The 11,771-nt window shown below is 64.3% G+C and carries 10 protein-coding genes; 3 read left to right on the top strand and 7 right to left on the bottom strand.

What is annotated here, in order from left to right; all coding sequences use genetic code 11:
* The first annotated feature begins 4 nt into the window (after positions 1-4).
* Positions 5-991 (top strand): N-acetyl-D-Glu racemase DgcA, encoded by a 987-nt coding sequence (gene dgcA / locus VHO05_RS17290; protein WP_329647861.1) that lies wholly within the window; start codon positions 5-7, stop codon positions 989-991.
* An 11-nt stretch (positions 992-1,002) separates the two neighbouring features.
* Here the strand turns inward: dgcA and VHO05_RS17285 are convergent, their stop codons facing one another.
* The 6 genes from VHO05_RS17285 to VHO05_RS17260 form a co-directional block, all read right to left on the bottom strand.
* Positions 1,003-2,229 carry an MFS transporter gene (locus tag VHO05_RS17285; RefSeq protein WP_329647860.1) on the bottom strand — a complete coding sequence of 409 codons (1,227 nt, stop codon included), beginning with the start codon at positions 2,227-2,229 and terminating at the stop codon, positions 1,003-1,005.
* 327 nt (positions 2,230-2,556) lie between these two features.
* Entirely contained in the window at positions 2,557-3,360 is an 804-nt protein-coding gene (thiD, locus tag VHO05_RS17280; protein ID WP_329647859.1) for a bifunctional hydroxymethylpyrimidine kinase/phosphomethylpyrimidine kinase, read from the bottom strand.
* Between the two features lie 4 nt (positions 3,361-3,364).
* The gene (locus VHO05_RS17275; RefSeq protein ID WP_329647858.1) at positions 3,365-4,177 is read right to left on the bottom strand and encodes a cytochrome c biogenesis protein CcdA; all 813 of its coding nucleotides are present in this window, start codon (positions 4,175-4,177) and stop codon (positions 3,365-3,367) included.
* 17 nt (positions 4,178-4,194) lie between these two features.
* Positions 4,195-5,394, bottom strand: a complete 1,200-nt coding sequence (locus VHO05_RS17270; RefSeq protein ID WP_329647857.1) for a phosphoglycerate kinase — start codon at positions 5,392-5,394, stop codon at positions 4,195-4,197.
* A 5-nt stretch (positions 5,395-5,399) separates the two neighbouring features.
* Positions 5,400-7,409 (bottom strand): transketolase, encoded by a 2,010-nt coding sequence (gene tkt / locus VHO05_RS17265; RefSeq protein WP_329647856.1) that lies wholly within the window; start codon positions 7,407-7,409, stop codon positions 5,400-5,402.
* Positions 7,410-7,572: 163 nt separating this feature from the next.
* Positions 7,573-9,441: a monovalent cation:proton antiporter-2 (CPA2) family protein gene (locus VHO05_RS17260; protein ID WP_329647855.1), complete on the bottom strand. Its 1,869-nt coding sequence runs from the start codon at positions 9,439-9,441 to the stop codon at positions 7,573-7,575.
* 245 nt (positions 9,442-9,686) lie between these two features.
* On the opposite strand from VHO05_RS17260, the gene VHO05_RS17255 reads away from it, so the two are divergent.
* Both VHO05_RS17255 and VHO05_RS17250 read left to right on the top strand, forming a co-directional pair.
* On the top strand, positions 9,687-10,220 hold the full coding sequence (locus VHO05_RS17255; RefSeq protein WP_329647854.1) for a sigma-70 family RNA polymerase sigma factor: 534 nt from the start codon (positions 9,687-9,689) through the stop codon (positions 10,218-10,220).
* Positions 10,221-10,871: a ChrR family anti-sigma-E factor gene (locus tag VHO05_RS17250; protein ID WP_329647853.1), complete on the top strand. Its 651-nt coding sequence runs from the start codon at positions 10,221-10,223 to the stop codon at positions 10,869-10,871.
* A gap of 4 nt (positions 10,872-10,875) precedes the next feature.
* Here VHO05_RS17250 and kdsA read toward each other — a convergent pair whose 3' ends face one another.
* Positions 10,876-11,730 (bottom strand): 3-deoxy-8-phosphooctulonate synthase, encoded by an 855-nt coding sequence (kdsA, locus tag VHO05_RS17245; RefSeq protein WP_329647852.1) that lies wholly within the window; start codon positions 11,728-11,730, stop codon positions 10,876-10,878.
* Between the last annotated feature and the right edge of the window lie 41 nt (positions 11,731-11,771).

The raw sequence follows: 11,771 nt of genomic DNA, 5'->3' as shown, positions 1-11,771 counted from the left end.
CTGGATGCCCGCACTTTCTCTTTCCCTGTCCATCGAGCGCTTTCCGCTGAAGGTGCCGTTCGTCATCGCGCGCGGCAGCAAAACGGAAGCTGTTGTGGTCGCGGTCGCAGTGTCCGACGGGCGGATCACGGGACGCGGGGAGTGCACGCCCTACGCGCGTTACGGTGAAACGCCGGAGAGCGTCGCCGCGACGATCGCCGAGGCGGAGCGTGCGCCCAATGCGTTCACGAGCCGGGAAGCTCTTGCCGCAACGCTTCCCCCTGGGGCCGCACGCAATGCGCTCGATTGTGCGCTCTGGGATTTCGAAGCCAAGTCGAGAAGGACCACGGCCGCCGAGATCGCAGGCGTCGGACCCCTCGAGGCCGTCGAAACCTGCTTTACGCTGAGCCTCGATACACCGCAGGCAATGGCTCGCGCGGCGGCGGATGCAAGGACCCATCGTCTCCTGAAACTGAAGCTTGGCGGAGCGGGCGACATCGAGCGCATGGCAGCCGTGCGACAGGCCCGCCCGGATGCGCGGCTCGTCGCCGATGCCAACGAGGCCTGGACCGAGGATATGCTAGGCCCGTTTCTCGCCGCGGCCGATGAATCGAGCTTCGAGTTGATCGAGCAGCCACTTCCGGCAGGCGCAGACTATATGCTCGAAGGATTGGCGCACTCCGTCCCCGTCTGCGCCGACGAAAGCGTGCACACGTCGGCCGATATCGCAGATCTGATGCACCGGTACGACGCTGTAAACATCAAGCTCGATAAGGCCGGTGGACTGACCGAAGCCCTGGCGTTGCAGAAGGCGGCGAACGAAGCCGGGCTCAAAGTGATGGTGGGCTCAATGGTCGCCACGTCTCTGGCCGTCGCACCCGCGTTTCTGCTCGCGCAAACCGCCGATTGGGTCGATCTGGATGGGCCACTTCTTCTGGCCGAGGATCGCAATCCGCCCATCCGCTTCGAAAACGGCTTGCTGCAACCGCCCTCAACACAGCTTTGGGGTTGAAGAGCTGCGGTTCATGCCGCAGCAGGCGCTTGCCACAGTGCGCCCCCGCGCCAGTGCACGCGAACGAAGAGCGCTCCGGCAAAACCAATCGCTGCCAAGGCGGCCATTGCGAGATAGGCGTGCCCTCCGACACGAGCGTACAGCCACCCGGAGGTCAATGTCGCGCCACCCATCAGTAGCCCCGAAGCCACCGTTGCATAGAGCGCCTGCGCCGTACCCTGCGCGCTCTCTGGCACCGCGCGGGAAATGAAATGCATCGCGCCGAGGTGCGACGCGCCGTAGGTGAGCGTGTGCAGCGTTTGCAGTGGGATCAGCGCGGCAAGCGGCGGAGACAGGCTCATCGCAGCCCAGCGCAGCATCGCGGCCGCCGTGGCGGCCACGAGGAGGATCTCCGGCCCCCAACGCCGGACGACGTTTCCGGAATAGGCGAAGAGCGCCACCTCGCCGACAATTGCGATAGCCCATAGCGTTCCGACCCAGGCGGTCGAGATGCCTTGAGCATGCCAGGACAGCGCGCCGAACGTGTAGAACATGCCGTGTGCGCCCTGGGCGCATCCGGCCGCAACAAGGAAAGCCAGAAACACAGGGGAGCTCACGAGTTTCCCAGCCTCTTCGAGACTGCCCCCACGCGCCATGGGGGGCGAGGCGCCGGGTTGCGGTAGCAGCCAGGCAAACCCGACGATCGCGACTGCGCCGGCGAGAATGCACCCGATCACCGCGTTGGCGCTGGTATGGTCGATCAGCCAACCGCCAATAAAGCCCGCCACGACAAATGTGATCGATCCCCAAAGGCGCATGCGCCCGTAGTCGAGCCCATGCGCACGCACGCCGGCTACAGCGATGGTCTCGGTCAGGGGCACGATGGTGGAAAGGGAGATCGCAAATGGAAGAGCAAGCAGGAAGATCGTCCAGAAGCTCTCCATCTGCGTGAGCAAGAGCGCGAGCACGAGCACGAGCCACGCGAGCCCATTGACGATCGATCGGTGCTGGCCCGTTCGGTCGGCCAGCATCGCCACCGACGGAGTGATGAAGACGCGCAGAAAGAAGGGCGCGGCTGTGACGACGGCGATCTGCTCCGCCGTCAGCCCCCGCCAGTCGAGCCACACCGGCAGGTAAGGCAGATGCACGCCGTAGACGAGAAAGAGCGCGCCATAGAACGCCCCGAGCCGAAGACTGTAGGAGGTGCGGATCGAATCTTCGAAGCCGCCTCCCTGCCTGTCGTTGGCGCGCTTGTCCATTCCGCCCGTCCGCGTTCGCTAGCTCGATGCTCGTTCGCTGGGCGGCCGTTTACCAGAGCCGTTGAAGAGGCGCGAGAGGGAGAGCCGGCCAAAGCCAATGCGGAAAAGTAAAAAACCGGCCCGGAAGAACCGGACCGGTTTTTTGCCGAGCCGAACAGCGTCCCTGATCGCCGGTCAGCTCCCCCCAAAGAGAGTAGTGGTAGTGTTGTGCGCGGCTCGATCGCCCCCCGACGCCGGCGCTGCACGGACGGGAGAGTTGCAGAACCCCGAGCCGCTTACAAGATGGGCAAAACGCATTGCGACCCGAGCGATGCAGAGGCGCAACAGTCACTGTTTCCGAAAAGCGAAAATATGGTCAACAGGACCGTCGCCCTTGCCGATATTGAGCGCACGCCCGGCATCGATGGCCTGCCATACGTACTGTTTTGCCGCCGCAACAGCCGCAACAAGTGTGTCTTTTTCCGCAAGGCGCGCGGCGATCGCCGCAGCCATCGTGCAGCCAGTCCCATGTGTGTGGCGCGTTGCGATGCGCGGCGCTGAAAAACGCCGGAACCCGTCTTTCGAAGCAAGAATGTCGATCGCCTCAGGCCCGTCGCCGTGGCCGCCTTTGATGAGTACGGCCTTAGCTCCAAGCGCGAGCAAGTGCTCCGCCTGCCGCTCCATCTCGTCCAGAGAGGACGCGACCGGAGCCTCGAGCAAGCGGGCCGCCTCTCGCAGGTTCGGCGTCACCACATCCGCAAGCGGAAAGAGGCGCGTCCGCACCGCATCGATCGCATCCGGCGCTAGCAGCACGTCCCCACTGGTCGCCACCATCACCGGATCGATGACGAGCGGAACGCCGGCGAATTCGCGAAGCCCATTCGCGACAGTCTCCACCGTGGCGCGATCGCCCAGCATCCCCGTCTTGATGGCACCCACTGAAAGGTCGGACGCAATCGACGTCATCTGCGCCGCGATGATGTCCGGCGGCAGCGTCAACACGCCCTGCACGCCCATGGTGTTCTGCGCGGTGATCGCTGTGATCACCGAAGCACCATAGACTCCGAGCGCCGTGAACGTCTTGAGGTCGGCCTGGATGCCCGCCCCACCGGAGCTGTCCGACCCGGCGATGGTAAGCGCGATGGCCGTCACGGGCTCAGCCTCCCGGCGTGAAATTGCGGAGATCCTGCTGCAGCTTTTCGGGTGTCATCAATTCCTCGACGCGCGCCAGCCCCGGGAACGTCTCGATCAGCCACTGGCCGAGCGCCTGGATGGAGAACCAGTCGAACACGTTGAGGAAGGCGATACCGGTCAGCACGAGCAGCGCACCCATGATCTTTTCCATGAGCCCCAGATGGCGGCGGAAGCGCTGCATGAAGCTCAGGAACGGCCGGATCGCAACCGCGGCTAGCACAAAGGGAATGCCCAGCCCAAGCGAGTAGACGGCGAGTAGACGCACACCTGCGCCGAGACTCGCTTCGTTGGCGGCCAGCGCTAGCACCGTCGACAGGATCGGTCCGATGCACGGCGTCCAGCCGAAGGCGAACGCGAGCCCCATCACATAAGCGCCAGCGAAGCTCGCGCCCTCGTGGTTCGCGTGATAGCGCTTCTCGCTCATCAGCAGCGGGATGCGAAACAAACCCAGGAAGTGCAGGCCGAACAGGATGATGACGATACCGGCAGCGAACGACAGTTCGGCACGCCACGTCTGAATGAGCTGGCCGATGAGAGATGCGCTCGCGCCGAGCGCAATGAACACCGTCGTGAAGCCGAGCACGAAGAACACCGATGCCAGCACCACGCGGCGCCAGACCGTGCGTTCGAGCCCCTTCTCGTGCGACAGCTCCTCGAAGGTTGTACCGCCGAGATAGCCGAGATAGGGCGGAACGAGCGGCAGAACGCAAGGGCTCAGGAAGCTCACGAGACCTGCAAGCGCCACACCGAGATAGAGATGGAGTTCTGCAAGCATGGGGATTCCGTTCTCGGCTAGCGGGCCAGCGCTATCACGCCCGGCAACTCGCGGCCCTCGAGCCATTCAAGGAAAGCCCCGCCCGCACTCGATACATAGGTGAAGTCATCGGTTACGCCAGCAGCATTGAGGGCGGCAACCGTATCGCCACCGCCCGCAACCGAAACCAGCGTGCCTCGCTTCGTGCGCTCCGCAGCGGCGCGAGCAAGCGCGAACGTACCCTCGCCAAACGGCGCGATCTCGAAGGCACCGAGCGGGCCATTCCACAGCAGCGTCTCGCAACGCGACAGCACGTCGACGTAGTGCGCCACGGTCTTCGGCCCCACGTCGAGGATCATCTCGTCCTTCGGGACGTCGATCGTCGCCACCGTGCGCGACGGCGCACCGGCCTCGAAGCGTGCTGCAACCACCACATCCTGTGGCAGCACAATCTCGCAGCTCCGCGACTTCGCCGCGTGCATGATCTCGCGCGCCGTTTCGACAAGATCCGGCTCTGCCAGCGACTTTCCGATCTCGACACCGCCCGCGAGCAGGAAGGTGTTCGCCATGCCGCCGCCGATGATCAGCTTGTCGACCTTGGCCGAGAGATTGGTGAGCACCGGGATCTTGGTCGAAACCTTGGCACCCCCGACCACGGCCGCCACCGGACGTTTCGGCTGTTCGAGCGCCGTGCGCAGCGCATTGATCTCTTCCATCATCAGCGGCCCGGCGTAGGCCGGCAGCAGGCGGGCAAGACCTTCCGTAGAAGCGTGTGCGCGATGTGCCGCCGAGAATGCATCGTTGACGAAAAGATCGCCAAGCGCCGCGAGCGCACCAGCGAATTCCGGATCGTTTTTCTCTTCGCCCTTATGGAAGCGCGTGTTCTCGAGAACGATGATCCCGCCGTTTCCGAGAGACGACACCGCCTTGTCAGCGGCTTCGCCGACGCAATCAGGCGCCAGCGAAACAGGCAGCCCCGCGAGCTTGCCCAGCTCGGCCGCAACCGGCGCCAAGGAATTTTCCTTGTCTGGCCCATCCTTCGGGCGGCCGAAGTGCGACAGCACGATCACGCGGGCGCCGCGATTTGCGAGATCCTTGAGGCCGGGCACAACGCGCGCGAGGCGCGTCGCATCCGTTACGACGCCGTTCTTGGCCGGTACGTTGAGATCGGCACGCACGAGCACCCGCTTGCCGGCGAGATCGAGCCCGTCTGTCGTCTTCAGCTTGTCGAGATTCATTCCAGTCAGCCCTTCTTCGCAGCGCTGCGCGCAGCTTCGGCAATCTTCGGCGCAGTGAGGCCGAAGTGCTCGAAGACCTTCGGGCCGGGCGCGGACACACCAAAGTCCGACAAGCCGATGAAGCGATCCTCAGGGCGCAGCCACTCGTGCCAGCCCTGCGCGACGGCCGCTTCGACAGCGATGCGCGGCGCCGAGCCGAGCACTTCATCGCGATAGGCTTTCGGCTGCGCGCGGAAGATTTCGAACGACGGCAACGAAACGACAGCGGCGTTGATGCCATCCTTCGCGAGTGCTGCAGCGGCCTCCGCAACAAGACCCACTTCCGATCCCGTGGCAATCAGCGTCACATCGCGCGTCGCGCCGCCGCTCACGACATACCCGCCCCTCGCGGAGAGGTTTTCGCCCGTCGTGTCGGTGCGCAGCACCGTGGGCACCGCTTGGCGCGAGAGGGCCAGAATGGACGGACGCGTCGGATGACCGAGCGCGATCTCCCACGCCTCCGCCGTCTCCAGCGCATCGGCGGGACGCAGCACGAGAAGGTTCGGAATCGCACGCAGCGCTGCCAGATGTTCGACCGGCTGATGGGTCGGACCATCTTCGCCGAGGCCGATGCTGTCGTGCGTCATGACGTAGACGACGCGTTGATGCATCAGCGCCGACAGCCGGATCGACGGACGGCAGTAGTCGGTGAAGACGAGGAACGTGGCGCCGTAGGGAATGAAGCCACCGTGGAGCGAGATGCCGTTCATGGCTGCGGCCATGCCATGCTCGCGCACGCCGTAATGGATGTAGTCACCGGTAAAGTTGCCGGGCTCGACCGCCTTGTGATGCTTGGTGCGCGTTCCGTTGGACGGCGTGAGGTCCGCCGAGCCGCCGAGCAGCTCCGGTGCAACCGGAACGAGATGCTCAAGCGTGAGCTGAGACCAGACACGCGTCGCGCGCTTGCTGGTGTCAGCCGCAAATTGCGCCTTGGCCGCAGCGATGGCGTTTGCAATGGCTTTGGCGCGCGACGTCGCGACAGGCGTTTCGAATGCGGCCTTTGCCGCATCCGGGCCTTTGGCGAGGCGCGCCTTCCAAGCGGCGTTTTCCTTTGCGCCCTTTGCGCCGACTGTACGCCAGGCTTCGAGCACGGGCGCCGGGATCTCGAACGGAGCCGCGCTCCAGCCGAGCTTCTCACGCGCACCCTTGATTTCGTCGACGCCGAGCGGCTCGCCATGCGTCGACGACTTGCCGGCCTTTGTCGGCGCGCCGTACCCGATCACGGTCTTACAGGCGATCAGCCACGGCTTCGAGCTGTCGGCGCGGGCCTTCGCGAGAGCCGCGGAAATCGCCTTCGGGTCGTGGCCGTCGACGCGGATCGTGTTCCAGCCCGAGGCTTCGAAACGCTTGACCTGATCGTCGGAGACGGAAAGGCTCGTCGGGCCGTCGATCGAGATCGAGTTGTCGTCCCAGAGCACGATGAGCTTACCGAGCTTCAGATGGCCCGCGAGCGAAATCGCCTCGTGGCTGATGCCTTCCATGAGGCAGCCATCACCCGCGATGCAGTAGGTGGTGTGGTTGACGAGATCATCGCCGAGGCGGGCATTGAGCAGACGCTCTGCCAGCGCCATGCCGACAGCGTTGCCGATGCCCTGCCCCAGCGGACCGGTGGTCGTCTCGATGCCCGGCGCGTAGCCGTACTCGGGATGGCCGGCCGTCTTCGAGCCGAGCTGACGGAAATTCTCGAGCTGGCCGATCTCCATCTCCGGATAGCCGGTGAGATAGAGGAGCGAGTAAAGCAGCATGGAGCCGTGGCCGGCCGACAGCACGAAACGGTCCCGATCGGGCCACGCCGGATCCTTGGGATCGAACCGAAGCGCCTCAGTGAACAGCACCGTGGCCACGTCGGCCATGCCCATCGGCATGCCGGGGTGACCCGAATTGGCCTTTTGAACCGCATCCATCGCCAGAGCACGGATTGCGTTAGCCATCTCCCGGGTGCTCGTTGCCGGCTTCGTGTCTTGCGCCTCGCCCATGCTCGCTCAGTCCTTCCCGCATAGATTATGCGGGCACATTTAGCCGGGGGACGCCGCGCCGTCTACCGCGCTGAGCCCGCGACGCGCCGACATCCCTCTGAAAAACCGCCGCATTTTGCCTCTGGCCCACGGACCCGTGAAAAAATGAAGCGGATCAAGGCATTCACTCGGCCGCGGTTTCAACCTTTTCGGGAGCCTTTTCAGCGGCGGCAAGCTTGATCGGCTTGGCGGACTTGGCGTCGTCACTTTCCTCGGCCTCTTCCGCGTCCTCGGCGAACAGTCGTTCCAGCGTGGCGGCGTCGCTGCGCGCCTTCGCTTGCAGCTTCTCCATGTCACTGTAATCGGCGTAGTCCTCGATCAGGCGCCGCTCGTCATGCTCGCGGAATGTCCGTGTTACGCGTTCGCTTTCGCGCTCGCTGTAGCCGAGACCGACCAGGACTTCGCGGGTCATCTCCAGCGCGGACAAGAACGTCTCGCGTTGAATGTTGGTCACGCCGAGATCGAGCAGTCGGTGAGCATGATTGCGGTTACGCGCACGGGCGAAGATCGGCACGTCAGGATACCGCTGCCGGACCAGCTCCGCTGCCCGCAGAGAGGCTTCAACATCGTCGATCGCCAGAATGAAGGCCCGCGCCTTTGCGATTTGCGCGGCCTCCAGGATCTCCGCTCGGCTGGCGTCGCCGAAGAAAGCTTGTGCGCCGAAGCGCTTCACTAGGTCGATCTGCTCCGCCGAAATGTCGAGCGCAATGAACGGGATCTTCTTGCCGCGCAGAACACGCGCCGCGATCTGTCCGAACCGCCCGAACCCGGCAATGACGACATGCTCGTCCCGCAACGGAAGCGCATCGTAAGCAGGCGCTGGCCTTTTCTTGAAGCGCGATCCAAGCTTCTCCAACCCGAGCAGCAGCGGAGTTGCGGCCATCGAGAGCGTGATGACGACGATGAGAAAATTGCTCGTCGCATTGGTCACGACGCCCGCGGCCACACCCGCCGTCAGAAGAACGAACCCGAACTCACCACCTTGGCTCAGCGACAGACCGAGGCGTCGCGACGGGCGGTCGCCAAGCCCCACGGCGCGGCCGAGCCCATACAGGATCACGGTTTTGACGAGGACGAGCGCCGCCGCGAGCCCAAACACCTTTGCGGGCTCCGCACCAATGATCCGGACATCGAGCGACATGCCGATGGCCGTGAAAAAGAGACCGAGCAGCAGGCCCTGGAAAGGTTGTAGGTCAGCCTCAAGTTGATGGCGGTAGGAGCTTTCCGAAAGCAATGCGCCGGCGATGAAGGCTCCCAGCGCCGCCGAAAGCCCGGCCATCTGCATGAGCATGGCCACGCCCACGACCGACAGCAACGCCGCAGCCGTCATGGCCTCCTTGACCTTCGTGCGCGCCACGACACGCAGTAGCTTGTCGAGAACGAAATGTCCGATCAGGACGACGGCCACGATGATGCCGAGGCCGCGCGCTGCAGCCGTCAGATCCATGGCCTCATGCAATTCGGGGGCGCGCGAAGCAAACAGCGGCACGAGCGCGATGAGCGGAATGGCGGCGAGATCCTGGAACAAGAGCACCGCGAACGCGAGGCGTCCGTGCCGGGCCGCCAGATCCCCCTGCTCTTCCAGCACCTGAAGCGCGAACGCCGTCGACGACAACGCAAGCGCCAATCCGATGAATAGCGCGGTCTGCCAGGCCAATCCGAACGCCAGGCCGATACCCGCAAGCGCAAGGGCCGAGGCGATCACCTGCGCGCCGCCCACCTTGAAGATGGCCGACCTCATGGCCCAGAGGCGCCGCGGCCTCAACTCGAGGCCGATCAGGAACAGGAGCAGCACAATGCCGAATTCGGCGAGCTCTAGAATCTCGTGCGCGTCATGGCTGGAAAACACGTGCCGGAAGCCATACGGGCCGAGCACGATCCCGGCCAGCAGGTAGCCAAGTACTGTCCCGATCCCGAAACGTCGCGCGATGGCCGGCGCGATGGCCATCGCCGCAAGCAAAAGGGCAATTTCGGTCAGCGTGAGCTGCGGCATTTTTCACCGGGTTGTCGGGCTACGGGACCATCTTCACAGGTTCGGTTCCTTCCCGTCTACAGATTTGCGGCGCCGGGCCGCCCTACGGGGCAAATCCAATGTCGCACCGTCTGCGTAGGGCATGAAACACGGCAAGCGCCTTGATTTTGTGCACGCCGCTGGCGCGACAGCGAGGTTCCGGTATGCTCCAGGTCCTAGAAGGGGGACGCGTCCTGCGATCCCTCGCCGTGAATGCTCCGAGGACTATGGCTGATCTCCTGCAACGGGTAGCTGCAAACGGCGACGTCGAGGCCTTCAAGGCGCTCTTTCAGACTTACGCCCCCCGCGTCAAATCCTACATGCTGCGCCAGGGAGCCGATGCAAGCACCGCCGAGGAGCTTGCGCAGGAAACCTTGCTCACCGTGTGGCGGAAGGCGTCGCTGTATTCCGACGACAAAGGCAGTGCGACAACTTGGATTTTTACGATCGCCCGCAATCTGAGGATTGATCGCCTTCGTAGAGAGGTCGCATGGCAACCTCTGCCCGAGGATAACGACCAGCAGCCATCACCCGATCCGGCTCCCGATGAGGAGCTGTCGGAGCGCGAGCGCGGCGAGCGCGTCCGGGCCATGCTGGCCGAGCTTCCCTCGGATCAGGCCGAAGTCGTGACATTGGCTTTCGTGGAAGGCCTGTCGCACAGCGAAATCGCGGCCAAGCTCGGCTTGCCGCTGGGAACGGTTAAATCCCGCATGCGCCTTGCATACCAAAAGATCCGCGATGCGCTTGAGGACTTGAGATAAATGACAATCACGCATCACCCAGACATCTCCTCCCTGATGTGCTGCTCGGCGGGCAGCCAGCCGGAGGCGTTCGCCTGTGTCATCGCTTCGCATCTCGCGATGTGCCCGAAGTGCTGCGCCGAAGTGCGCAAGATGCAGAAGATCGGCGTCGCCCTCTTCGATACCCTCGAACCGCAGCCTATGGCCACGCCACCGCCCGTGATCGCCATGCGAGCCGGCGAAGCCGAGCACGAAATCTCGAAATCGAAATGCGTGTTGAGCGCGGGCGAGATCCCGCAGCTTCTCGTGACCTGCGTCGGCCCCTGTCTCGATCAGATGGCCTGGCACTCCGTCGCTCCGGGAATCTGGACCCATTGCGTGCGGCTGTCTGACGGCGCATGCGGCGACCTCAGACTGTTCAAGATCGCCCCCGGGACAGCGCTTCCCGAGCATGGCCATGTGGGCCAGGAAATGACACTGGTGCTTCGCGGCAGCTACAGCGACGAGCACGGCAAATATGATGTCGGCGACGTATCCGATATCGACGAAGGCACGGATCACGCTCCCGTTGCCTGTCCCGAGCAGGGTTGCATCTGCCTGATGGCCAGCGAGCACAAACCGCAGTTCAAAGGTTGGCTTGCCCGCCTTCTCCAGCCACTGTTCGGAACCTAACGCGCTAGGCCGCGCGGGCCTTGGTCAGCGCGTCGAGCGCCATCAAGTCCTTCATCAGCGGTTCGAAATCGCGGAGCGGCAGCATGTTCGGCCCGTCCGAAGGCGCAGTATCCGGCGCTTCGTGCGTCTCAATGAAGAGACCCGCGACGCCAACCGCCACGGCCGCCCGAGCCAGAACCGGTACGAACCGCCGGTCGCCGCCTGAGCTGCCCCCGAGCCCGCCGGGCTGCTGCACGGCATGGGTCGCATCGAAAATCACCGGCGCTCCGGTCTCGGCCATCTGCGGCAGACCGCGCATGTCCACCACCAGAGTGTTGTAGCCAAACGACGAGCCGCGCTCGGTCAGCAGCACGTTGGGATTCCCCGACCCAACCACTTTGGCCACGACATTCTTCATGTCCCAAGGCGCCAGGAACTGCCCCTTCTTTACTTTGACGACGCGGCCCGTTTTGGCAGCCGCCACCAGAAGATCCGTCTGGCGGCACAGGAAGGCTGGGATCTGCAGCACGTCCGCCACCGGGGCGACAGCCGCGCACTGCTCCTTCTCGTGCACGTCGGTGACGACGGGCAGGCCGAGCTTCTCGCGGATCTCGGCGAACACCTCGATGGCGGCGTCGAGCCCGATGCCCCGCTTCCCGCCGAGCGACGTCCGGTTGGCCTTGTCGAAGGACGACTTGTAGACGAGCCCGAGACCCAGGCGGGTCGCAGTTTCCTTCAGCGCACCCGCCATTTCGAGCGCGTGCGCCCGGCTTTCCATCTGGCAGGGGCCGGCAAAAACGACGATCGGCGCGGAATTCGAGATGCTCAGCGCGCCGACGGCGACGCGCGGGTTCGGCTTCATGGTATCAAGCTGGGTCATGGCAGCCCTTATAGTTGGTTCCAGCCCCCGGGGGGAGCCCT

Origin of the sequence: Hyphomicrobium sp., assembly GCF_036262015.1 — a bacterium.
Classification (GTDB): Bacteria; Pseudomonadota; Alphaproteobacteria; order Rhizobiales; family Hyphomicrobiaceae; genus Hyphomicrobium_C.
This window is presented reverse-complemented; position numbering and strand designations above follow the sequence as displayed.